Raw genomic sequence first — 23301 nt, 5'->3', positions numbered from 1 at the left:
CGCACTGAGTCACGTTCCATGAAAATCACCGTCATCGGCACCGGCTATGTAGGCCTTGTCACCGGGGCCTGTCTCTCGGAGATGGGCAACCACGTGGTGTGCCTGGACCTCGATGCGCGCAGGATCGCATCGCTGAACCAGGGCCAGTTGCCCATCCATGAGCCGGGCCTGCTGGACGTGGTGCTGCGCAACGCGCGCAGCGGCCGCCTGGAGTTCACCACCGACATCGACCACGCCGTGGCGCATGGCCTGCTGCAGTTCATCGCCGTGGGCACGCCCCCGAGCGAAGACGGCTCGGCCGACCTGCAGCATGTGCTGGCGGCAGCGCGATCGATCGCCGAGCGCATGGCGGGCTACAAGCTCATCGTCAACAAGAGCACGGTGCCCGTGGGCACGGCCGACCAGGTGCGCGACGCTGTGGCCGCCGTACTGTCCTCCCGCGGTGCGCAGCCGGAATTTGCGGTGGTATCGAACCCCGAGTTCCTCAAGGAAGGCAGTGCGGTGCAGGACTTCATGCGGCCTGACCGCGTGATCCTGGGCACCCAGGATGAGCGCGCCACCGAACTCATGCGTGCGGTGTATGCGCCCTTCATGCGCAACCGCGACCGCCTGGTGGTGATGGACGTTCGCAGTGCCGAGTTCACCAAGTACGCGGCCAATGCCATGCTGGCCACGCGCATCAGCTTCATGAACGAGCTGGCGCTGCTGGCCGAGAAGCTGGGCGCCGACATCGAGAACGTGCGCACCGGCATCGGCATGGACCCGCGCATCGGCACGCATTTCCTCTACGCCGGCACGGGCTACGGCGGATCGTGCTTTCCCAAGGACGTCACGGCCCTGATCCGGACGGCACAGGATGCCGGGCAGGACCTGCAGATCCTGCAGGCCGTGAAGGCCGTGAACGAGCGCCAGAAGCAGGTGCTGGCCGACAAGATCGTCGCCCGCTTCGGCGCCGACCTCGCGGGCCGGCGCTTCGCGCTCTGGGGCCTGGCCTTCAAGCCCGGCACCGACGACATGCGCGAGGCGCCGAGCCTGGCCATCATCGAACGGCTGCTGGCCCTGGGTGCCGAGGTCGTTGCCTACGACCCGCAGGCCATGGACCAGGCGCGCCAGGCCCTGGGCGAACGCACAGGCCTTTCTTTCGTGCAATTGGCCGATGCAGCGCTGCAAGGCGCAGACGCGCTCGTCATCGCCACCGAGTGGAAGGAGTTCCGCAGCCCGGACTTCGCCCACCTGGCCGCCACGCTGCGCGAACGCGTGGTGTTCGACGGCCGCAATCTCTTCGAGCCCGCCGAGCTGCGCGCCGCAGGGCTGGAATACCACGCCATCGGCCGTGGCGCTGTCCCGACCACCCCCTTGCCAGACCACCATGCCGAACGCTGAAACCACCGCCCTGCCCTTCCTCCCCTTTGCCCGCCCGGATATCGGCGATGCCGAGGTGAACGCCGTTGCCGAGGCCATGCGCTCGGGCTGGGTCACCACCGGCCCGCAAACCCGGGCCTTCGAGCAAGCCTTCACCGACTACCTGGGCGGCGGCGTGGACAGCCTGGCCGTGAACTCGGCCACCGCGGGCCTGCATCTGGCCCTGGAAGCCCTGGGCATCGGCCCTGGCGACGAAGTGATCGCCCCCACGCTGACCTTCACGGCGACCACCGAGGTAGTGCGCTACCTTGGGGCCGACCCGGTGCTGGTGGACGTCGACCCGGTGACGCTGAACATGGACCCGGCACTGGTGCGTGCCGCGATCACCCCGCGCACCAAGGCCATCATGCCGGTGCACTATGGCGGCCTGGCCTGCGACATGGACACGATCCTGGCCGTAGCCCAGGAGCATGGCCTCAAGGTGGTGGAAGATGCCGCCCATGCCCTGCCCACGACCTGGAGGGGGACGCTGGTGGGCCAACTGGCCTCCGACGTGACGGTGTTCAGCTTCTACGCCAACAAGACCATCACCACCGGCGAAGGCGGCATGGCTGTGACACGCGACCCCGAGCTCGCCAAGCGCATGCGCGTGATGCGCCTGCACGGCATGAACCGCGATGCCTTCGACCGCTTCACCTCCAAGACGCCCGCCTGGTACTACGAGGTGGTGGCGCCGGGCTTCAAGTACAACATGACCGACGTGGCTGCGGCCATGGGTGTGCAGCAACTGGCGCGCCTGCCGGCCTTCGTGCAGCGGCGCCAGTACCTGGCACAGCGCTACCACGCGGCGCTGGCAGGCTTGCCGCTGGTGCTGCCGGCCGAGGCGCCGATGGGCGACGTGCATGCCTGGCACCTGTATGTGATCCGCCTGGCTCCGGGTGCACGCCTGTCGCGCGATGCGCTGGTGCAGGGCCTGTCGGACATGGGGATCGGCACCAGCGTGCACTACGTGCCGCTGCACCGCCACCCCTACTGGCGCGACCGCTACCAGCTCGCGCCTGAGATGTTTCCCCAAGCCGATGCGGCCTACCAGGCCATGGTGAGCATTCCGCTGTTCACGGCCATGACCGACGCCGACCAGGACCGCGTGATCGCGGCCCTGCAGACCCTGCTGGGATGAGGATGCTCAAGCGCCTGATGGACATCGTGGTCTCGGGCGGCGCCCTGCTGGCGCTCAGCCCGGTGCTGCTCGCCATCGCGCTGTGGGTGCGCTGGGATTCGGCGGGCGGGGCGTTGTTTCGCCAGGAGCGGGTGGGTCGGCACGGGCGCAGCTTTCACATCTACAAGTTCCGCTCCATGCACACCTGGGCCGACCGGGCGGGCCCGGCCATTACCGTGGGGGAGGACGCGCGCATCACCCGCGCCGGGCGTTGGTTGCGCCACAGCAAGCTCGACGAACTGCCCCAGCTGTTCAACGTGCTCAAGGGCGACATGAGCTTGGTGGGCCCACGGCCCGAGGTGCCGCGCTATGTGGCGATGTACCCGGCCGAGCTCAGAGCCATCGTGCTGAGCGTGCGCCCGGGCATCACCGACCTGGCGTCCATCGCCTTTCGCAACGAAAGCGCGCTGCTGGCGCAGAGCGCCGACCCCGAGCGCACCTACGTGCAAGAGATCCTGCCCGTGAAGCTCGACTATGCCGCGCGCTATGCGCGCAACCACAGCGTGTGGCAGGACCTGCGGATCCTGGCCCGGACGGTGCACGCCGTGCTGCGCCCGGATGCATCGCCGGGCCAGGATACGCCGCGCTGAGCCACCGCAGCGACCGCGCAGGGCCGCCCACAGTGCCCAAAAACCGGCACTGCACGGGTAAAAAACCGGGTTGTGCCCGCCAAGCCGATAAAATCAAGGGTTGGCTGCCGCAGACTCCCTGACAGCCCCTTATTTTCGACGCACCACGCTCGCACCGCATTGACAGCACCTATGTCTGAACAGAACACCCCTCCAGTGCCCCCGGACGACAACAAGCTCATGGCCGAGCGCCGCGAAAAGCTCCGCGCGCTGCGCGAAACCCAGGCCCAGGGCGGCGCCGTGGCCTTCCCCAACAATTTCAAGCCAGCGAACAAGGCGGCCGAGTTGCACCTGACCTATGGCCCACTCGATGCCGAGGCCCTGGAGGCCAATCCGGCCACGGTGAGCGTGGCCGGCCGCATGATGCTCAAGCGCGTGATGGGCAAGGCCAGCTTTGCCACGGTGCAGGACGGATCCCTGGGCGACACCGGCGGCCAGATCCAGCTGTACGTGACCCGCGATGCGCTGGGCGAAGAGGCCTATGCGGCCTTCAAGCACTGGGATCTGGGCGACATCGTGGGCGCCGAGGGCACCACGTTCAAGACCAAGACCGGCGAGCTGTCGATCAAGGTCACGCGCCTGCGCTTGTTGACCAAGAGCCTGCGCCCGCTGCCCGATAAGTTCCACGGCATGGCCGACCAAGAGCAGAAGTACCGCCAGCGCTATGTGGACCTGATCACCGACGAACAGGCGCGCAGGCGCTTCATCGCGCGCAGCAAGGCCGTGAGCGGCCTGCGCGAGTTCATGGTGGACCACGGCTTCCTTGAGGTCGAGACGCCCATGCTGCACCCGATCCCGGGCGGTGCCAATGCCAAGCCCTTCGTGACGCACCACAACGCGCTCGAGCAGGAGATGTACCTGCGCATCGCGCCGGAGCTGTACTTGAAGCGCCTGATCGTGGGCGGTTTCGAGCGCGTGTTCGAGATCAACCGCAGCTACCGCAACGAAGGTATCTCTGTGCGCCACAACCCCGAGTTCACCATGATGGAGTTCTACGCGGCGTACTGGAACTACCTGGACCTGATGGACTTCACCGAGACGCTGATCCGCGAAGTGGCGCTCAAGGCCACGGGCTCGCTGCAGCTGACCTACCAGGGCCGCGCGGTGGACCTGTCGCAGCCGTTTGCGCGCCTGACGATCCGCGAAGCCATCTTCCAGTACACCGAGGCAGGCGCCCATGTGGACGACGCCGCGTGGCTGATCAGTGCACTGAAGAAGCTGGGCCTGAACGAAGAAAAGAACAAGCTGTCCACGCGTTCGCTGGCCAGCCTGCAGGTGCTGTATTTCGAAGAGACGGTGGAAGACAAGCTGTGGCTGCCCACCTTCATCATGGAGCACCCCACCGAAATCTCGCCGCTGGCGCGTGCCAACGACACCCGGCCCGAGGTGACCGAGCGCTTTGAGCTGTACATCACCGGGCGCGAGTTCGGCAATGGTTTCAGCGAGCTCAACGACGCCGAGGACCAGGCCGCGCGTTTCCACGCCCAGGTGGCCGCCAAGGACAGCGGTGACGACGAGGCCATGTTCTACGACCACGATTTCGTGCGCGCGCTGGAGTACGGCATGCCTCCCACGGGCGGCTGCGGCATCGGCATCGACCGCCTGATGATGCTGTTGACCGATAGCCCGAGCATCCGCGACGTGATACTGTTCCCAGCATTGCGGCGGGAGTCCTGAGCGGCTGCTGCGCAACGCCCTTCGCTTCAAGGAGAGCTACCGTGCCCTTCACCCCCAGCAGCGCGCCCTACCCTGCAGCGCACGCCACTGCGTCCTCCCGCAACAGTTTTTCGGTACTGGTGGTGGAGGACCAGAATTCGGTGAGGGCTGCGCTGGTGGCCGAGCTGCGGCACGCAGGGGTGTCGGAGATCTTCGAGGCCCCCGAAGGCGCAGCGGCACTGCACCTGTTCAAGACACATCGGCCGGACCTGGTGCTGCTGGACATCCGGCTGCCCGGCAAGGACGGCTACTGGGTGGCCCAGCAGATGCGCGAGAGCGAGGCGGGTGACTGGACGCCCATCATCTTCCTCTCGGGCCTGGACAATGAACTCGACGTATGGCGCGGCATTGAGGTGGGGGGCGACGACTACCTGGTCAAGCCCGTCAAGCCCATCGTGCTGATGGCCAAGCTGCGCGCCATGCAGCGCCTTCTGGACATGCGCCGGCGGCTGGTGTCGGTATCGGCCGAATTGCACCTGGCCAACCAGCGCCTCAACGAGATGGTGGAAGTGGACTCGCTGACCGGCCTGGTGAACCGCCGGGGCTTTGACCGCATGCTGCACAACGAGATCCTATCGGCCCGGCGTGACGGCACGCCGCTCACGCTGATGCTCTGCGACCTGGACCATTTCAAGCTGTTCAACGATGCCAGCGGCCACGTGCAGGGAGACGCCTGCCTGAAAGAGGTGGGGCGGTTGCTGCGCGAGGTGTGCGTGCGGCCGCGCGACGTGGCTTCGCGCTATGGCGGCGAAGAGTTCGCACTGATCCTGCCCAACACCCCGCGCTCTGGCGCCATGACCTTTGCGCGGGCCCTGGGCCAGTTGCTCAAGGTGCGCGGCATTGCCCACCCCGACTCGCCGCTGGGGGACACGCTGACGCTGTCGGGTGGCATCACCACCTGCGTACCCGACGACAGCACCAATGCCGAGAGCATGATCATGCGCGCCGACCAGGCCCTGTATGCGGCCAAGGCCCAGGGCCGCAACCGCTTTTTCAGTTTCGAGATGCAGATGGACACCGTGGAGCAATTGCGCAGCTGATGGCGATCTTTTCCGTTTTCTGCGCGCCCGAGCGCGCCCTTTTTCCATGGCCACCAACGGTCTGCATGTTTTGAAGACACGGCTCCCGGACTGGGTGCAGGACTGGCTCGATGTGATCGTGCCCGGCCTGCAGATCCTGCTGGTCGTTTTTGTGGCCTGGATGCTGCAGCGCCTGCTGCGGCGCCTGGTGGCGCGTGCCGCCGCCCACTACCAGTTGCCCGACGAGCTGCTGGTACCCATCAAGGGATTGATACGCTGGACCATCGTGGCCAGCGCCTCCCTGCTGGTGCTCGAACGCATGGGGGTTTCGGCCACGGTGCTGTGGACGGCCCTGACGGGCTTTGCCACCGTGGGCGCCGTGGCTTTTTTCGCGGCGTGGAGCGTGTTGTCCAACCTGTTCTGCGCGCTGCTGATCTTCACGGTGCGGCCGTTCCGCGTGGGCGACTACATCGAGGTGCTGGACACGGCAGAAAAGCCCGGCGCCAAAGGCCGGGTGGTGGACATCAACCTGCTGTACACCACGCTCGAAGACCACCTCCATGCGGGCCCGGATGGCACCTGGCTGCAGATACCCAATGCCCTGATCTTCCAGCGCGTGATACGGCGTTGGAGAGGGCCGCCCCCGCCCCTGGCGGCACCTGTGGCGGAACCCGCTCCAGCACTGCCCGCGCAGAGCGCTCCATCAGCGTATCCAGCACCCTGAGCCTGCGGCAGCAGGCCTCGATCGCTTCAGGGCAGCAGGTCCAGCGCCTGCAGGTAGGCCGGCTGGTACATGAGGTCGTCCCAGGCCTGGGGAAGGGTCTCGGGCAGCAGGGCGATGCGGCGCGACTCGCTGTCCACGCTGGGCTGCCAGCGGCCCTGGGCCTGCGCATCCGCCAGGCCGCCCAGCAGTTCGTCCACGGCCTTGCCATCGCCCACGCTCTGGTTGCACAGCAGCACCAGGTCGCAGCCGGCCTCCAGCGCGGCCAAGGCGCCATCGGTGTAACTGACCAGTTGGCCGTCGAGGCGGCGGGCTCCTTCCATGCTCAGGTCGTCGCTGAAGATGGCGCCGTCAAAGCGCATCTCGCGGCGCAGGATGTCCTGCAGCCAGCGTTGGGAGAACCCGGCGGGGCGGCTGTCCACCTTGGGGTAGATCACGTGGGCCGGCATCACGCTGGTGAGCGTGCTGCTGAGCCAGGGGTAGGGCGCCGCGTCATCGGCCAGGATGGCCTTGAGGCTGCGCGTGTCCACCGGCACCTCGGTGTGCGAGTCAGCCTTGACGAAACCATGGCCAGGGAAATGCTTGCCGCAATTGGCCATGCCGGCCTGCAGCAGCCCATGCATGAGGCTCTTGGCGAGCAGCGCCACGACGCGCGGATCGCGGTGGAAGGAGCGGTCGCCGATCACGCCGCTGCGCGAGCCGGCGTCTTCGTCCTGCCAGTCGAGGTCGAGCACCGGGGTGAACGAGAAATCCACGCCGCAGGCGCGCAGTTCGGTGCCCAGCACATAGCCTGCGGCGGTGGCGGCATTGGTGGCGCGCAGGGCGCCGCTGCCGGCAACCGCCTTGGCGCCCTTGCCATCGTCCATCCACATCGCGCCCAGGGCGCGCATGGGCGGCAGGTGGGTGAAGCCGTCGGTGCGAAAGCGCTGCACGCGCCCGCCTTCATGGTCCACGCAGACCAGCAGATCATCGCGCACGGCCTTGATGGCGCTGGTCAGGCCCAGCAACTGGGCCCGGTTTTCCCAGTTGCGGGCGAACAGGATCACGCCGCCGGTGAGCGGGTGGGCCAGGCGGCGGCGGTCGTCGGCGCTGAGCGCGGTGCCGGCCACATCGAGGATGACGGGTGCGTGTTCGGTCATGGGTTTTTCGAAATCAGGGGAAATGAAATTGCGGATACGCGAGCGAATGCGTGCTCGTGGGGATCAAGGCGCTTTTTCGACCACGCAGAAGCTGGCGGCGTAGTCCGTCTCGTCCGTGACGCTCAGGTGGGCCTGCAGGCCACGCTCTTCGAACCATTCCTTGAGCGCGCCGTGCAGCACGATCACGGGTTGGCCCGAAGGCAGCTTGGCCACTTCGCAATGGCGCCAGGTCATGGGCATGCGCATCCCGAGGCCGATGGCCTTGCTGAAGGCTTCCTTGGCGGAAAAGCGCGTGGCCAGATAGCGCAGACCCCGGTCCGGCCAGCGGGCCGTGCGCGCACGCCAGGTGGCGAGCTCGCCCTGCGACAGCACCTTTTCGGCGAAGCGGTCGCCATGGCGCTCCAGGCTGGCCTGGATACGGCGCACGTCGCAGATGTCGGTTCCGATACCGTAGATCATGGCAAGGCGCTCAGCCTGCTGCGGCGATGCAGGCGTTGTAGGCCTGCACGGTGGCGGCGTAGCCCAGCTCCAATGCATCGGCGATCAGCGCGTGGCCAATGGACACCTCCAGCACGCCGGGCACCTCGCGCACGAAAGCGGTGAGGTTGTCGCGGTTCAGGTCATGGCCGGCATTGACGCCCAGCCCGGCGTCGAGCGCGGCCTGGGCGGCGGTGCGGTAACGCTCCAGCTGTTCTGCCTGCCCAGGCGTACCCCAGGCGTCGGCATAGGGCTCGGTGTAAAGCTCGACGCGGTCGGCGCCCACGGCCTTGGCCGCGGCCATGGCCTCGGGAATGGGGTCCATAAACAGGCTTACGCGCACGCCCAGGGCCTTGCACTCGGCGATCAGGGGCGCCAGGCGAGCGGCGTCCTGCGGAAAACTCCAGCCATGGTCGCTGGTGAACTGGTCTTCGCTGTCGGGCACGAAGGTGGCCTGGTGCGGGCGCACCTGGCGGATGAAGTCCATGAGGTTCTGCGAGGGGTTGCCCTCGATGTTGTACTCCCGGTCGGGCCAGGCCTTCATGAGCTCGGCCAGCTCGAACACGTCATGGCTGCGGATGTGGCGTTCGTCCGGACGGGGATGCACGGTGATGCCCCGCGCGCCGGCTTCAAGGCACACCTGGGCCGCACGCGTGACACTGGGAATGCCCAGGTGGCGCGTGTTGCGCACCAGGGCGACCTTGTTGACGTTGACCGACAGGGCGGTACGGTGCGGCGTGGGGTGTGGCATGCGGTATGTAGAGGTCAGAGAGACTGCAGATCCATCATGAGCTGGCGGGTGCGCAGCGTGGGACTGCCGCAATGGTATTGCAAGAGCGCCCGCAACTGGGGCTTGAGCTCGGCAGCCACCGGAGCGCAGGCGCGCAGGGTGGCGGTGTAGCTGGATGCATTGCTGTCAAGTGCCGCCTGCAGGGCCTGCCACTGGCTTCCGGGCAGCGCGACGCGATCGCCCGGCGAGGCAGCACGCAGCCCCCCTTCGGCGACCAGCGTGTAGCGCGTGCTGGCATGCAAGGGCTCCAGGGTCATGGTCTGCGCGTCCAGGCTGGGCAGCAGGCCGATTTCGCGCAGCAGCAGCAGCTCGAAACTGCGCAGCACGGGCTCGAGTGCATCGCCATGCTCGCTGGCGAGCACGCGCACCACGCCGGCATAGTCATCGAACAGCGCAGTGTGTGCATCAGCCCGCGCCAGCAGGCGCAGCAGCAGCTCATTGAGGTACATGCCCGACAGCAGGGCATCACCCGTCGGCATGACATGCCCGCCAACCCACTCGGCCCCCTTGAGCGTGTGGATGTCGGCCGAGCCATCGCCCGACAGGGTGTAGGTGAGCAAGAGCGGCTGCAGCGGCAGCAGCACGGGGCGAAAATTGGAGGTGGGCTTCTTGGCGCCTTTGGCGACCAGGGCGACACGGCCCTGGCGGCGACAGAACACCTCCAGGATCAGGCTCGACTCGCTCCAATCGTAGCTGTGCAGTACGAAGGCCGGTTCATCGGAAATGCGCTTGGCAACGGCCATGGGCGGCTTTCAGCCAGGCCGCAGGCGTTGAAGCGCCTCTGCACGGAGCAGCGCGGCGGCCATCCTCACTCGTAACCGAAGGAGCGCACACGCGCCTCGTCATCGGCCCAGCCCGAGCGCACCTTGACCCATAGCTCCAGGAACACCTTGGCATCCATGAGCTTTTCGAGTTCCTGGCGGGCTTCGGTGCCGATGCGCTTCAAGCGCTCGCCCTTGTCGCCGATGACCATCATCTTGTGGTTGTCGCGCTCGACCACAATGGTGGCGGCGATCTTCACGAGGCGCTTGTGCTGCTTGCTCGCCTCTTCCTCAAACTTGTCGATGACCACAGTGGAGGTGTAAGGCAACTCGTCACCCGTGAAGCGGAACAGCTTTTCGCGCACGGTTTCGCCGGCCAGGAATTTCTCGCTGCGGTCGGTGAGCTCGTCCTCGCCATACCACCAGGCCTGCTCGGGCAGGTATTTGGCGCAGATACCGAAGAGACGCTCGATATCGCCCTTGTTCTTGGCCGACATGGGCACGAATTCGGCGAACGGGTGGCGCTCCTGCATGCTCTTGAGCCAGGGGGCCAGCTCGGCACGGCGGTTGACCATGTCGAGCTTGTTGGCAATCAGCAAGGTGGGAATGCCGGGTTTGAACAGCGACAGCACCTTGGCGTCGGCCAGCGTGAAGTTGCCCGCCTCCACGACGAAGAGGATCAGGTCCACGTCGCCGATGGCGCCCATCACGGTCTTGTTGAGCGACTTGTTCAGGGCCGTGGCATGCCGGGTCTGAAAACCTGGGGTGTCGACAAAGACGAACTGGGTCTGCTCGCGCGTGCGGATGCCGGTGATGCGGTGGCGCGTGGTCTGTGCCTTGCGCGAGGTGATGCTGATCTTCTGGCCCACCAGTGCATTGAGCAGGGTGGACTTGCCCACGTTGGGCTTGCCGACGATGGCAATCACGCCGCAGCGCTGGCCTGGCATGGCCGCAGGTGCACCTGCAGCCGCCAGCATGGCATCCAGATCCCCCGGGGTTTGGGGATGGTCTGCAGGGGTACCGGCATCGCCCGCTGTGTCGTTGGTGGCGTTGTCGTCGTTCATAGATTCTTTGCTTTCAGTGTGGCCAGCATGGCCGCTGCCGCAGCCTGCTCACCGGCACGGCGGGAGCCGCCGATGCCACGCTCTATCAGGCCCAGTTCGGGAATATCGCACTCGACATCGAAGGTCTGGCGGTGCGCCGCCCCCACGGTGGCCACGACGGCATACTGCGGAAGCTTCATTTTGCGGCCCTGGAGCCACTCCTGCAACGCGGTCTTCGGGTCTTTGGAGGCCGCCTGCATCTGCGGGTTGATCTCCATGGCCTGGAACAGGCGGTGCACCAGGGCTTCGGCCTGGATGTAACCGGCGTCGAGGTAGACCGCGCCGATCAGCGCCTCCAGCGCATCGGCAAGGATCGAAGGACGCTGGTGGCCACCGGATTTGGATTCACCCTCACCGAGGCGCAACACCTCGGACACACGCAGGCGCAGGGACAACTGGTGCAGGGTGTCCTGCTTGACCAGGTTGGCCCGCACGCGCGAGAGGTCGCCTTCAGGCAAGGACCCCAGGCGCTGGTACAGAAGACTCGCTACCGCGAGGTTCAGGACGGAGTCCCCCAGGAACTCCAGCCGCTCATTGTGGTCGGCCGAAAAGCTGCGGTGCGTAATGGCACGTTGCAGCAGCAAGGGGTCGGAAAAGGGGTGCTGCAGGCGGTCCTGCAGCGCAAGAAGACTGGGGGACACTACTTGGTCTGTCCCTCGAAGCGGTAGACGAGATAAGCTGGACCAGCGAGGGGGATCTCGCGTGAATACTTGAAGCTCACCACAGTCTTGTCACCGCGCTTGGTGACCTCCAGATCCTTGCCCTGTACTGAGCTGATGTTGTCAATCGCTCCAGCCCGGTCAAAGTTGCCGCGTACACCAGCAACCGTGGTCTCTTCCCTGGCTGCCTTGGTTGCCGCCTTGTTGATCGCCTGGTACTCCAGAAAGATCGGCACAGACTGCCCGCCGATGGCAAACGCGGCCACGCAGATCAACCCAATGAAAATCACGCCAATGAACGACAGACCACGCTGGCGCGAACGGCTGGCAAAACGGTTGGAATACATACTCTCCCCTCTCCGTGCTTACTGATTAAAACAGGCCATGGATCATTGGAAAGACCCGATGCGCCTGGGGTTGCTGAAATTCATCCAGACGAAAAAGGCCTTGCCCACAATGTTGGCGTCGGGCACAAAGCCCCAATAGCGAGAATCCAGCGAATTGTCGCGGTTGTCCCCCATCATGAAATAGTGGCCTTCCGGCACTTTGCACACCACGCCTTCAACACTGTAGCGGCAGTTGTCACGATACGCAAAACTGGTCGCACCCTGGATGAAGGCGGGAGCATCCGGATAGTTCAGCAACCGGTGTGCCTTGCCATCGATCTGCTCTTCGAGTTGCGGGTAGTACTTCACTTCGTCCAGAAAATCCGGGACGGCCGTGGTGGGCACCACCTGCCCGTTGATCGTGAGGCGCTTGTTCAGGTACGCCACTTCGTCGCCCGGCACGCCGATCACGCGCTTGATGTAGTCCAGACTGGGCTGCGGCGGGTAGCGGAACACCATGACATCGCCGCGCGCAGGCTTGTTGCCCTCGATGATCTTGGTGTTGATCACCGGCAGGCGCACGCCATAGGTGAACTTGTTCACCAGGATCAGGTCGCCTACCAGCAAGGTCGGGATCATCGAGCCGGAGGGAATCTTGAACGGTTCGAATAGAAAAGAGCGCAGCACGAACACCGCTGCGATCACCGGGAACAGCCCGGCCGTCCAGTCCAGCCACCAAGGCTGCATGAGCAGGCGCCCCTGGGCTTCCTGCACATCCAGATCCACCTTCTGGATGCCCATGCGGTCCAGTTCAGCCCGGCGCTGCACGGCAGCGTCTTCGATCGCCTGGGCTGCACGGCGGCGCTGCGGCAGGAAGTACAGCCGCTCGGCCAGCCAGAAGGCCCCCGTAACCACTGTGGCCAGGAACAACAGCAGCGCAAAATTGCCCTCGATGAGGCCAAAGTACCAGGACCCCACGTAGCCAAGAAAGGCGGCCAGGATGGCGGCCGTGAGAATTTGCATGAACTGCATCAATCTTCCACCTGCAAAATGGCGAGAAAGGCCTCCTGGGGCACCTCGACCGAACCGATCTGCTTCATCCGCTTCTTGCCCGCCTTCTGCTTTTCGAGCAGCTTGCGCTTGCGGGAGATGTCCCCGCCATAGCACTTGGCCAGCACGTTCTTGCGCAGGGCCTTGATGGTCTCGCGCGCGATGATGTTGGCGCCGATGGCAGCCTGGATGGCCACGTCGTACATCTGGCGGCTGATGATCTCGCGCATCTTGCCCACCACGGCCCGGCCGCGGTACTGCGACTGCGAACGGTGCACGATGATGGACAGCGCATCGACCTTCTCGCCGTTGAGCAGGATGTCCACCTTGACCACGTCGGATGCGCGGTATTCCTTGAACTCGTAGTCCATCGACGCATAGCCGCGCGAGACGGACTTGAGCTTGTCGAAGAAGTCCAGCACGATCTCGCCCAGTGGCATCTCATAGGTCAGCATGACCTGGCGGCCATGGTAGGCCATGTTGATCTGCACACCGCGCTTCTGGTTGGCCAGCGTCATCACCGGACCCACGTAGTCCTGGGGCATGTACAGGTGCACCGTGACGATGGGCTCGCGCACCTCTTCCAGGCGGCCCTGGTCGGGCATCTTGGAGGGGTTCTCGACCATGACGGTCTCGCCATCGGCGCGGACCACCTGGTAGACCACGCTGGGCGCCGTGGTGATCAGGTCCTGGTCGAATTCGCGCTCCAGGCGTTCCTGCACGATCTCCATGTGCAGAAGGCCCAGGAAGCCGCAGCGAAAGCCGAAACCCAGCGCCTGGCTGACCTCGGGTTCGTAGTGCAGCGAAGCGTCGTTGAGCTTGAGTTTCTCGAGCGCGTCGCGCAGCGAGTCGTACTCGCTGGCTTCCGTCGGGTACAGGCCCGCAAACACCTGGGGCTGGATTTCCTTGAAGCCCGGCAGCGCTTCGGTGGCTGGCCCCGCATTGTTGGGCAGCTTCTTTTCGAGCGTGATGGTGTCACCCACCTTGGCGGCCTGCAGTTCCTTGATGCCGGCGATGATGTAACCCACCTGGCCCGCGTCGAGCGAGTTGCGCGGCTCGTTGGCGGGGGTGAACACGCCCAGGTTGTCCGCGTTGTACACCGCTTCGCTGGCCATCATCTTGATGCGCTCGCCCTTGAGCAGGCGGCCATCGACCACGCGCACCAGCATCACCACGCCCACGTAACTGTCGAACCAGCTGTCGACGATCATCGCGCGCAGCGGACCGTCGGCATTGCCACGCGGTGCGGGCACCTTGGCCACGATGGCTTCGAGGATCTCGTCGATGCCCATGCCGGTCTTGGCCGAGCAGGGAATTGCATGCTCTGCATCGATGCCGATCACGTCCTCGATCTCGGCCTTCGCATTCTCTGGATCGGCATTGGGCAGGTCCATCTTGTTGAGCACCGGCACCACTTCCACACCGAGGTCCAGTGCGGTGTAGCAGTTGGCCACGGTCTGTGCTTCCACGCCCTGCGAGGCATCGACAACGAGCAGCGCGCCTTCGCATGCGGACAGCGAACGGCTCACCTCGTAAGAGAAGTCGACATGACCTGGCGTGTCGATCAGATTGAGGTTGTAGACCTGCCCATCCTGGGCCTTGTACTGCAGCGCAGCGGTCTGCGCCTTGATGGTTATCCCACGCTCTTTCTCGATGTCCATCGAGTCCAGAACCTGGGCCTCCATATCGCGGTCTGCAAGGCCGCCACATCGCTGGATCAAGCGGTCAGCCAACGTCGACTTGCCATGGTCGATGTGCGCAATGATGGAAAAATTTCTGATGTGGTTCATCAACGGGAAGCGTCAAGTAATTGAATTAAAACGGCGCGCACAAGAAAAAAGGGCGCGTCGAGTGGCGACGCGCCCTGAACCAACAATCATTGGCAACTGCGATAGTTGGATCTTCATTGTAGGCAAAAAGCGGGTCGGAAGCAGCCCGGCACTGGCACGAAAAGGGTCGTTGCCTGACTGCAACAGGGATTTTATACACAGTTTATTCACAGATTCAGTCCGCGCGATGATGAACAACTTGTGGGTGAGCTGTGGATCAGCTGTGCATGAACACGGTGCATCCCGCATGGTGGAGCAGGAGCCGTTCAATATGCACATAACGGTTGAACAGACCCCTGCATTCTATCGAAACTGGTTGATGCCCCGTTCCGGAAGTTAGCGAAAGCTAACCTCTAAGTTTTTTTCAGGGCCGCAGCAGGGGCCCGCTTCCAGGGATTTTTTTGGGAAAACCCATCAAACACCGAGGGATTAGCCCATGGGACTATCCCTTTGCCCATCTGGAATTCGGCCACCTCCTCCTTCAGCGCAGAGGGCGGATCACCGCATATTGGGCCCACTCGCCGCGGCGATAGAGCAGACTCAAGGGCTTGCTCTTGTCCGCCTTGGACACGACCGACTCGAAGTCCTTGAGGCCCGCAATCTCCGTATTGGCCACAGACAGAATCACATCGCCTTCACGCAGGCCCGCCCGCGCAGCGGCATCGGTGGCCGATGCCACGGCCACGCCGCCCTTGAGCTTGAGTTCCTTCTTCTGTGCATCGGTGAGTTCAAGCACGGAAAGACCCAGTTGCTGGGCTGCCGCCGACGCCTTGGGCTTCTCCTCGCGCTCCACGGCCTTGGCGACCGGCTTGTCGGGTTCGATTTCGGCGATAGTGATGGTCAGGTCGCGCGCGCTGCCGCGGCGGAACACCGTGATGGCACTCTTGGTACCGGGCTTGGTGTTGCCCACCAGGCGCGGCAGGTCGGCCACCTTCTCGATGGGCTTGCCGTCGAAGCGGGTGATGATGTCCCCTGCCTCGACCCCGGCCTTGTCGGCCGGCGAGCCCGACTCCACCCCCGTCACCATCGCACCCTGCGACTTGCCCAGACCAATCGCGTCGGCCACGTCCTTGCTCACCGCGCCGATCTGCACGCCAATGCGGCCCCGGGTCACGCGGCCCGACGAGCGCAACTGCTCGCTGACGCGGATCGCTTCGTCCATCGGGATCGCAAACGAGATGCCCATGAAGCCACCCGAGCGCGAGTAGATCTGGCTGTTGATCCCCACCACCTCGCCGCGCATGTTGATCAGCGGGCCACCGGAATTGCCGGGGTTGATGGCCACGTCGGTCTGGATGAAGGGCAGGTAATCGCCCGTGTCGCGCTGCTTGGCGCTCACGATGCCGGCGGTCACGCTGTTTTCCAGGCCGAAGGGCGAGCCGATGGCCATGACCCACTCACCCACCTTGAGGCGGCTCACGTCGCCCACCTTCACGGCCGGCAACCCGGTGGCCTCGATCTTGACCACGGCCACGTCGGTGCGCTTGTCGGCACCCACGATGCGCGCCTTGAACTCGCGCTTGTCGGTGAGCGTAACGATGACCTCATCGGCCCCCTCGACCACGTGCGCATTGGTCATCACGAAGCCATCGGCCGTGAGGATGAAGCCCGAGCCCACGCCGCGCGGTTGCGCCTCCTCATCCTGCTGCGGACGCTGAGGGCGCTGCTGGCGCGGCACATTGGGAATCGGCACGCCGAAGCGGCGGAAGAACTCCGCCATCTCCTCGTCCATGCCGTTGGCGCCCGAACGCTCGGACGCCTTCTCGCGCGTTCGGATGTTCACCACCGACGGACCAACCTGGTCCACCAGGTCAGTGAAGTCCGGCAAGCCCCGGACCACGGCGGACTGCGCCATGGCCACGCCCTGGGGCAGCACCGCCACGCTGGCCACCGTCGCCACCACGCCCGAAACGGCGAGGGCGCGCAGCATACTCCAATCAAACTTGGGCATCATCGACCTTTCAAATTGTGGGGAACGCGAAAAAGAGTGTCACAGCCTGTGAAGAGGCGGGCCTGCATTTGGTTCCCGAAAACCACGCAGTACCAGGGCTGTTCGCCGCGCCAGGTCAGCGCGCGCGCTCCAATGCACCGACGAAAAGGCGCAGCGTCTGCATGGGCACCTCACCGACGGCCGTCACCCAGGCATCGGAGGCCATGCGCTGGCCCAGCATCTGCGTGGCGCCCACACTGCCCAACTGGCCTTGTGCGCCATGCCGTTTCACATCGAAGGGCTCGATGAACAGCGACACAGTCGCCAGGCCATCGGAGTACAGGCACTGCAGCACCGGCAACGCCTCTGCGGGCCCCGCAGCCGCCAGCCTCTTGTGGCAGCTTTGCGGCACAAAGCCGGCCACCGGCTGGCGCATGCGCCAACCCTCTTCCAGCGCCGTGGTCTTCACCGCCGCAGGGGCAATCACCTTGTAGCCCGATACGTCGTCCATCATGCGCGAAAGCTTGTCCAGAGGCACGGTGGCATTGAGGTCGAGTTCGGAAAAGGCCGCCTGCTCCAGCACCCGGCCATCGGTCGCCAGGGTCTGCAACTTGACCACCAGGCCCGACTCCTTTTCGCTCCAGATGCGGTAGCCGAAACGCAGGGGATCCAGCGGCTTGAACCAGACCACGTCCGCATCCAGGCCGGCCACGCGCTCCTGGCCCAGCACCTGGGCCTCATAGTGCCTGGCCAGGGACGTGCCCTGCACCGACGGCAACTGCGGGAACAGCCCGCGCGCGTCACCGCGCTCGGTGCGCACCGTGCGCTCCTCTGGCAAGAAGGTGCGCACTTCACCGTCGCGCCGGAACACCTTGCGCGGCGTGCCGCTCAGGCCATCCACCCGCTCCAGTTGCTGCTTGCCGTCACAGGCATTCCAGATGCGCGAGCTGAACATCGCGCCCGAGGAGGACAGCACCACGAAGGTACCGACATAGGGGCGATTGCGGGGCGCCTGGTGCATGCGCTCTATCCACTGGCCGATGTCGCGCACGGGACTCACCGGAGACAGGGGCGGCAACGCGGACGCTACCGAACTCTGCGCAGACTGCGCATGCGCTGGAGCAGGCAACAAGCCAGCGCACAGCCACAAGGCCAGGCCAGCGATCGCAGCACGCCGCCACACCCGTGCGGCGGCATGCGCCAGGGCAAAGTCAGAGATCCATCCCATTGTGGCGCGTCAGGTCAGGCAAATTCAGCGGCTGGGCGTGGCAAAGGTGGCATTGCGCAGGAAGCCCGCAGGCATCTGCAGCGCGGACGTGCTGCCAAACTGCTTGTGGGCCGCCAGGAGCTCGTCCAGGCGCGGATCGCGGATCATCACCTGCTGGCCTTCGTTCTCGGCCACGGCGATCATGGAGCCCGGCTGCATGACACCCTGCGGTGCCGGAGCAGTCTGGATCACAGGCGCTCCCACAGAAGCCATCTGGGCCCCCGAAACCCCGCTGCCGCCCTGCAGCATGCCGACGGAAGACCACCCGATGGCCGCCACGGCAGCCAGCGAGGCCACCCCCGCCACCATCTTCCAGCGGAACACCGAGGCATTGGCCGCTGGCAACCGGGCCTGCGCCACCACACCCAGGGCCGGTTCGGGTACCAACGCGGCCGGGCGCCGCACCGGCGCCTCCTGGGCCATCTGTTCGCGCAGGCGCGAGAGCAGAACATTGCCACTGTCGGCACGCGCCAGTTCGTTCGAGCGCAGCACATCACCCACCAGGTGGTAGAGCTGCCATGTGGCCAGCCCTTCGTCATCGCCTGTGCAGGCGATGGCATCCGCAAACGCATCGCCATGCAACTGGCCATCGGCCAACGCCGAAATCTGTTCGCGCTTCGTCGTCATCACATCATTGTTCATGGTCTCACCTGCATATCCGTCACCAGACACTGCTTTACCCTTGCCGTACACCGCACCATCACCACCTTTTGCCCGTCTGGTTTTCCAGCATCGGGCGCACGCGGGCCGAAATCGCCTCCCGCGCGCGGAAAATACGCGACCGCACCGTGCCGATGGGGCAGCCCATGGCAGCAGCGATCTCTTCGTAACTGAGCCCCTCGATCTCGCGCAGCGTCACTGCCTGGCGCAAATCCTCGGGCAGCGCCTCCATGGCAGCATTCACCGCCTGGGCGATTTCCTGGGCAGCCAGCACCGTTTCAGGGGTCTCGTCGCTGGTTAGTTCATGCCCGACACGAGAAGTTTCATCTTCATCGTCAGAGCCCCTCAAGGCGTTTTCTGAAATCACCGGGTTGCGCTTCATGTCCATCAGCGCCTTCTTGGCGGTATTGACGGCAATCCGGTACAGCCAGGTATAGAACTGGGCGTCGCCCCGGAACTGGTGCAAGGCCCGGTAGGCGCGGATGAAGGTTTCCTGCGCGATGTCCGGGATGATGTCGGTGTCGCGCACCATGCGGCCGATCAGGCGCTCGATACGGCGCTGGTACTTGATGACCAGCAGCTCGAACGCCCGCTGATCGCCCGCCACCGCGCGCTCCACCAGGAGAAGATCGCTGTTGTCGGGTGTGGGAGGCGGCGTTTGGGCTGTCATCGAATCTCTGGGTTCACGCCTCTCGGCTGTGGATCGGCGCGAACTCTCCGGCACTCACAGTGCCCGTTCCGGCGCGCGAATATACCGCACGGCGCAGATCGGTCCACCGCTCGGGCTGCTGGCGGCTCTCCAGCCATAGCCAGAAGCGCTGGCGGCCTTGCGCCTCCTGGACGCATACCCACAAGTGGCCTTGCAGGTCCCACTGCACCTCTGGAGCACCTTGCAGCATCACCGGCGAGGTTCCTGGAAGCAACGCATCCAGCCACCACTGCTGGCCATCCCAATGCAACTCTCCGCAAAACTGGCCCAGCCACCAGTGCCAGGCACTTGCCACGGCGGCCAGCCAAGCGCTCGAACCGGCCAGTGCAGGGATCAGCCCCTGCCCGGCCCCCAGCAGCCACCAGGCCCACAGCACCGCAGCACCGGCCAGCGCCACGGCGGCCAGCACAGCGCCCACGGCGCGGCTGCGCCGCACGGGCAAGCGCACTGCAGGGGCCTGGCGCGCCATGGAATTCATGGAAAGGAGGGGGAATGCAGGTGCATCATCGTCCTGCAGTTTGCCGCAAACAGCATGCCAGTACCCGCAAGGGCACTGGCATCAAGCCGTCAAACCCGCTTGAATACCAGGGAACCGTTGGTCCCACCGAAGCCGAAGTTGTTCTTGAGCGCATAGTCCATCTTCACATCACGGGCCGTGTTGGCGCAGTAATCGAGATCGCACTCGGGATCCTGGTTGAACAGGTTGATGGTCGGCGGCACCTTCTGGTGGTGCAGTGCCAGCACGGTGAACACGCTTTCGATCCCGCCCGCCCCGCCGAGCAGGTGGCCCGTCATCGACTTGGTGGAACTGATCACCGTCTTGTATGCGGCTTCGCCGAGGGCCGCCTTGATGGCATTGGTCTCGTTGAGGTCGCCCAGGGGTGTGGAGGTTCCGTGCGCGTTCAGGTAACCCACATCGCCGGGATTGATGCCGGCATTGCGCATGGCGCTGATCATGGCGCGACGCGGGCCGTCCATGTTCGGCGCGGTCATGTGCCCGGCATCGGCACTCATGCCAAAGCCGCTGAGCTCGGCATAGATCTTGGCGCCACGGGCCTTGGCGTGCTCGTACTCTTCGAGCACCAGCACCCCCGCACCCTCACCCAGCACGAAGCCGTCACGGTCCTTGTCCCAGGGGCGCGACGCCGTCTTGGGGTCATCGTTGCGGGTGGACAGCGCGCGCATCGCGGCAAAGCCACCAATGCCCAGCGGCGACACCGTGGATTCCGTACCGCCGGCAATCACAACATCGGCATCGCCGTACTCGATCATGCGGCCGCCTTCGCCAATGCAGTGCAACCCCGTCGTGCAGGCGGTCACCACCGCCAGGTTCGGGCCCTTGAAGCCAAAACGCATGGACACATGACCCGCCACCATGTTGATGATGGATGCCGGCACGAAGAACGGCGTGATGCGCCGTGGTCCGCGGTTGGTCAGCTCGGCATGGGTGTCCTCGATCAGCGGCAGGCCGCCGATTCCGGATCCGATCACGCAGGCGATGCGCGTGGCGAACTCGTCGTCCAGCGCATCTCCCGTGGGCAGCCCCGCATCCTGTATGGCCTGCGCTGCCGCGACAATGCCGAAATGGATGAAGGCGTCCATCGCGCGCGCGTCCTTGGCGCTGATGTACGACTCCAGGTCAAGCCCCTTGACCTCCCCTGCGATCTTGCAGGAAAAGTTCGACGCATCGAACTTGGTGATGAGGTCAATGCCGGAATTTCCAGCGAGGACATTGGCCCAGGCATCGGCCACCGTGTTTCCCACGGGGCTGACGCAACCCAGGCCGGTCACGACAACGCGACGACGGCTCATGCGTAAAAACCTTCTGCTGATCGCTCAAGTCAGGCGCAGTGCGCCGGCTCAGGCCTTCTGATGGGTGTTGGCGTAATCGATGGCGTTTTGCACCGTCGTGATCTTCTCGGCGTCTTCGTCAGGGATCTCGATGCCGAACTCGTCTTCCAAGGCCATCACCAGTTCCACGGTGTCGAGCGAGTCGGCACCGAGGTCTGCCACGAAGGCCTTTTCATTGGTGACTTGGGACTCTTCCACACCGAGTTGTTCGGCAATGATTTTTTTGACGCGTGCTTCGATATCGCTCATGGTTTCCCTCTGGGGGTTGTGAATGAATCCGCGATTCTAGCCGCTTAAGGAGAAGCCCCTCAGCAGCCCGCCGTCCGGATGAACCGGCGTTATCTTTCAACAATTACATGTACATGCCGCCATTGACATGCAACTCCTGCCCGGTCACATAGCCGGCCTCGCGTGAAGCGAGGTAGGCGACCGCGTGTGCGATGTCCGAAGGCTTGCCCAGGTGGCCCAAAGCGATCTGCGTTTGCAGGGCTTTTTGCTGCTCTTCGGGCAGGCCGGCGGTCATGTCGGTCTCGATGAATCCAGGGGCCACGCAGTTCACCGTGATGCTGCGGCTGCCCAGTTCACGCGCCAGTGCGCGCGTCATGCCGGCCACGCCGGCCTTGGCGGCCGCGTAGTTGGCCTGGCCTGGGTTGCCCGATGCACCGACCACGCTGGTGATGCTGATGATGCGCCCGAAGCGCTGCTTCATCATGGGACGGATGGCGGCGCGGCTCACGCGAAAGACCGCCTTGAGGTTGGTGTCCAACACCGCATCCCAATCGTCGTCCTTCATGCGCATGGCCAGGGTGTCGCGCGTGATGCCGGCGTTGTTCACCAGCACGTGCAGGCCACCCTGCTGCTTGACGATGGCGTCGATGGTGGCCTCGATGGCTGCACCGTCGTTCACGTTCAGATTGACCCCCTTGGAGCCCGGGTAGGCCGCCAGGGCCGCCGAAATGCGGGCAGCGCCGTCATCGGTAGTGGCCGTGCCGACCACCTGGTAGCCGCGCACGGCCAGCTCCAGCGCGATCGCCGCGCCAATGCCGCGCGATGCGCCAGTGACCAGGGCCACCTGGGTGGGTTGAACAGAATCCGTCATGCCAGCAACTCCCGTGCTTCGGCCAGCGAGGCCGTGTCAAATACTGCAGCACCGACCAACTCGGGGTCGATGCGCTTGGTCAGACCCGCCAGCACCTTGCCGGGGCCACACTCCACAATGTGCGTCACGCCGCGCGCCTTGAGCGCCTGCACGCACTCCACCCAGCGCACGGCGCCAAAGGCCTGGCGCACCAAGGCGTCGCGGATCGCGTCGGCATCGCTGTGCACTGCCACATCCACGTTGTTGACCACGGGAATGGCGGGCGCCGCCAGCACCACCGCAGCCAGGGCCTCGCGCAGCTTGTCGGCTGCGGGCTTCATCAGGCTCGAATGGAAAGGCGCCGACACCGGCAGCAGCAGCGCACGCTTGGCGCCGCCGGCCTTGAGCACCTCGCAGGCCTTGTCCACCGCCGCCTTGGTACCGGCGATCACGGTCTGGATGGGGTCGTTGAAATTCACGGCCTCCACCACCTCGGCGCTGCCAGGGCCGAAGGTGGCCACCGCTTCGGCGCAACCGGCGATGACCTTGCCCGCATCCATGCCAAGAATGGCCGCCATGGCACCGGTACCCACAGGCACAGCCTCCTGCATGGCGGCAGCGCGCAGACGCACCAGGGGCGCAGCCTGCGACAGCGTCAGCACACCTGCCGCAACCAGCGCCGAATACTCACCCAGCGAGTGCCCAGCCAGCGCGACGGGCGCCGCACCACCCTCGGCACGCCACACGCGCCATGCCGCCACACCGGCGGCCAACATCACAGGCTGCGTGTTGGTGGTCAGGGCCAGCGCCTCCTTGGGGCCTGCCTTGATCAAAAGGGCAATGTCCTCGCCCAGGGCATCCGAGGCCTCACGCAGGGTCTCGGCAACCGCAGGGTGGCCACCCCAGCCATCGAGCATGCCGACCGACTGCGAGCCCTGCCCGGGAAAAACAAATGCAAATGACTTCATGCCAGCACAGATAGATAAGAGGAATCGGGTTCTGCAGG

The 23301-nt window shown here is 65.0% G+C and carries 25 protein-coding genes; 7 read left to right on the top strand and 18 right to left on the bottom strand.

The features are described 5' to 3' along the window. Positions 1 to 18 precede the first annotated feature (18 nt). The 6 genes from ACSQ9E_RS03720 to ACSQ9E_RS03695 all read left to right on the top strand — a co-directional run bounded on the left by ACSQ9E_RS03720 (position 19) and on the right by ACSQ9E_RS03695 (position 6669). Entirely contained in the window at positions 19 to 1383 is a 1365-nt protein-coding gene (locus tag ACSQ9E_RS03720; RefSeq protein WP_057202119.1) for a UDP-glucose dehydrogenase family protein, read from the top strand. Continuing rightward, positions 1370 to 2542: a DegT/DnrJ/EryC1/StrS family aminotransferase gene (locus ACSQ9E_RS03715; RefSeq protein WP_436216942.1), complete on the top strand. Its 1173-nt coding sequence runs from the start codon at positions 1370 to 1372 to the stop codon at positions 2540 to 2542. Before ACSQ9E_RS03720 ends, ACSQ9E_RS03715 begins: the two co-directional genes overlap by 14 nt. Before the next feature lie 2 nt (positions 2543 to 2544). Further along, positions 2545 to 3171 (top strand): sugar transferase, encoded by a 627-nt coding sequence (locus ACSQ9E_RS03710; RefSeq protein ID WP_057202117.1) that lies wholly within the window; start codon positions 2545 to 2547, stop codon positions 3169 to 3171. Between the two features lie 171 nt (positions 3172 to 3342). Further along, positions 3343 to 4887 carry a lysine--tRNA ligase gene (gene lysS, locus ACSQ9E_RS03705; RefSeq protein WP_057202116.1) on the top strand — a complete coding sequence of 515 codons (1545 nt, stop codon included), beginning with the start codon at positions 3343 to 3345 and terminating at the stop codon, positions 4885 to 4887. Positions 4888 to 4928: 41 nt separating this feature from the next. Then, on the top strand, positions 4929 to 5966 hold the full coding sequence (locus ACSQ9E_RS03700; RefSeq protein WP_057202115.1) for a GGDEF domain-containing response regulator: 1038 nt from the start codon (positions 4929 to 4931) through the stop codon (positions 5964 to 5966). Between the two features lie 46 nt (positions 5967 to 6012). After that, on the top strand, positions 6013 to 6669 hold the full coding sequence (locus tag ACSQ9E_RS03695; RefSeq protein ID WP_057202114.1) for a mechanosensitive ion channel family protein: 657 nt from the start codon (positions 6013 to 6015) through the stop codon (positions 6667 to 6669). Positions 6670 to 6695: 26 nt separating this feature from the next. On the opposite strand, the gene nagZ is transcribed toward ACSQ9E_RS03695, so the two are convergent. The 9 genes from nagZ to lepA form a co-directional block, all read right to left on the bottom strand. Further along, positions 6696 to 7805 (bottom strand): beta-N-acetylhexosaminidase, encoded by a 1110-nt coding sequence (gene nagZ / locus ACSQ9E_RS03690; RefSeq protein WP_057202113.1) that lies wholly within the window; start codon positions 7803 to 7805, stop codon positions 6696 to 6698. A 63-nt stretch (positions 7806 to 7868) separates the two neighbouring features. Continuing rightward, positions 7869 to 8264 (bottom strand): holo-ACP synthase, encoded by a 396-nt coding sequence (gene acpS / locus ACSQ9E_RS03685; RefSeq protein WP_057202112.1) that lies wholly within the window; start codon positions 8262 to 8264, stop codon positions 7869 to 7871. A 10-nt stretch (positions 8265 to 8274) separates the two neighbouring features. After that, positions 8275 to 9033 carry a pyridoxine 5'-phosphate synthase gene (locus ACSQ9E_RS03680; protein WP_057202111.1) on the bottom strand — a complete coding sequence of 253 codons (759 nt, stop codon included), beginning with the start codon at positions 9031 to 9033 and terminating at the stop codon, positions 8275 to 8277. A gap of 14 nt (positions 9034 to 9047) precedes the next feature. After that, a complete protein-coding gene (gene recO / locus ACSQ9E_RS03675) occupies positions 9048 to 9815 on the bottom strand; it encodes a DNA repair protein RecO (protein WP_057202110.1) in 768 nt (255 codons plus the stop codon). A gap of 65 nt (positions 9816 to 9880) precedes the next feature. After that, on the bottom strand, positions 9881 to 10897 hold the full coding sequence (gene era / locus ACSQ9E_RS03670; protein ID WP_057202109.1) for a GTPase Era: 1017 nt from the start codon (positions 10895 to 10897) through the stop codon (positions 9881 to 9883). Further along, positions 10894 to 11577 carry a ribonuclease III gene (gene rnc, locus ACSQ9E_RS03665; RefSeq protein WP_057202108.1) on the bottom strand — a complete coding sequence of 228 codons (684 nt, stop codon included), beginning with the start codon at positions 11575 to 11577 and terminating at the stop codon, positions 10894 to 10896. The genes era and rnc overlap by 4 nt, the downstream gene beginning before the upstream one ends. Beyond that, positions 11577 to 11942 carry a DUF4845 domain-containing protein gene (locus tag ACSQ9E_RS03660; RefSeq protein WP_057202107.1) on the bottom strand — a complete coding sequence of 122 codons (366 nt, stop codon included), beginning with the start codon at positions 11940 to 11942 and terminating at the stop codon, positions 11577 to 11579. The genes rnc and ACSQ9E_RS03660 overlap by 1 nt, the downstream gene beginning before the upstream one ends. A 42-nt stretch (positions 11943 to 11984) precedes the next feature. Next, positions 11985 to 12953 (bottom strand): signal peptidase I, encoded by a 969-nt coding sequence (gene lepB / locus ACSQ9E_RS03655; RefSeq protein ID WP_057268443.1) that lies wholly within the window; start codon positions 12951 to 12953, stop codon positions 11985 to 11987. Then, positions 12953 to 14761, bottom strand: coding sequence for a translation elongation factor 4 (lepA, locus tag ACSQ9E_RS03650; RefSeq protein WP_057202105.1), 1809 nt, complete (start codon positions 14759 to 14761; stop codon positions 12953 to 12955). The genes lepB and lepA overlap by 1 nt, the downstream gene beginning before the upstream one ends. On the opposite strand from lepA, the gene ACSQ9E_RS03645 reads away from it, so the two are divergent. Next, complete coding sequence (locus tag ACSQ9E_RS03645; protein WP_436216941.1) at positions 14751 to 15140, top strand: hypothetical protein; 390 nt, start codon at positions 14751 to 14753, stop codon at positions 15138 to 15140. The two genes, lepA and ACSQ9E_RS03645, sit on opposite strands and share 11 nt — an antisense overlap. A 141-nt stretch (positions 15141 to 15281) precedes the next feature. Here ACSQ9E_RS03645 and ACSQ9E_RS03640 read toward each other — a convergent pair whose 3' ends face one another. The 9 genes from ACSQ9E_RS03640 to fabD all read right to left on the bottom strand — a co-directional run bounded on the left by ACSQ9E_RS03640 (position 15282) and on the right by fabD (position 23263). After that, entirely contained in the window at positions 15282 to 16751 is a 1470-nt protein-coding gene (locus ACSQ9E_RS03640; protein ID WP_436216940.1) for a Do family serine endopeptidase, read from the bottom strand. Positions 16752 to 16866: 115 nt separating this feature from the next. Further along, positions 16867 to 17790, bottom strand: a complete 924-nt coding sequence (locus ACSQ9E_RS03635; protein WP_235514442.1) for a MucB/RseB C-terminal domain-containing protein — start codon at positions 17788 to 17790, stop codon at positions 16867 to 16869. A 192-nt stretch (positions 17791 to 17982) separates the two neighbouring features. Continuing rightward, complete coding sequence (locus tag ACSQ9E_RS03630) at positions 17983 to 18639, bottom strand: sigma-E factor negative regulatory protein (RefSeq protein ID WP_436216939.1); 657 nt, start codon at positions 18637 to 18639, stop codon at positions 17983 to 17985. Between the two features lie 58 nt (positions 18640 to 18697). Further along, complete coding sequence (gene rpoE / locus ACSQ9E_RS03625) at positions 18698 to 19327, bottom strand: RNA polymerase sigma factor RpoE (RefSeq protein ID WP_057202102.1); 630 nt, start codon at positions 19325 to 19327, stop codon at positions 18698 to 18700. Positions 19328 to 19340: 13 nt separating this feature from the next. Next, on the bottom strand, positions 19341 to 19844 hold the full coding sequence (locus ACSQ9E_RS03620) for a hypothetical protein (RefSeq protein ID WP_436216938.1): 504 nt from the start codon (positions 19842 to 19844) through the stop codon (positions 19341 to 19343). 89 nt (positions 19845 to 19933) lie between these two features. After that, on the bottom strand, positions 19934 to 21178 hold the full coding sequence (gene fabF / locus ACSQ9E_RS03615) for a beta-ketoacyl-ACP synthase II (protein ID WP_436216937.1): 1245 nt from the start codon (positions 21176 to 21178) through the stop codon (positions 19934 to 19936). A gap of 48 nt (positions 21179 to 21226) precedes the next feature. After that, complete coding sequence (gene acpP, locus ACSQ9E_RS03610; protein WP_003058049.1) at positions 21227 to 21466, bottom strand: acyl carrier protein; 240 nt, start codon at positions 21464 to 21466, stop codon at positions 21227 to 21229. Between the two features lie 103 nt (positions 21467 to 21569). Next, positions 21570 to 22316 (bottom strand): 3-oxoacyl-ACP reductase FabG, encoded by a 747-nt coding sequence (fabG, locus tag ACSQ9E_RS03605; protein ID WP_057202099.1) that lies wholly within the window; start codon positions 22314 to 22316, stop codon positions 21570 to 21572. Next, positions 22313 to 23263 (bottom strand): ACP S-malonyltransferase, encoded by a 951-nt coding sequence (fabD, locus tag ACSQ9E_RS03600; protein ID WP_436216936.1) that lies wholly within the window; start codon positions 23261 to 23263, stop codon positions 22313 to 22315. The genes fabG and fabD overlap by 4 nt, the downstream gene beginning before the upstream one ends. Positions 23264 to 23301 lie beyond the last annotated feature (38 nt).

This window comes from Acidovorax sp. LjRoot118, assembly GCF_964253575.1.
Classification (GTDB): domain Bacteria; phylum Pseudomonadota; class Gammaproteobacteria; order Burkholderiales; family Burkholderiaceae_C; genus Acidovorax.
Note: the sequence above shows the minus strand (reverse complement) of the source record. Positions and strands in the feature narration are given on the sequence as shown.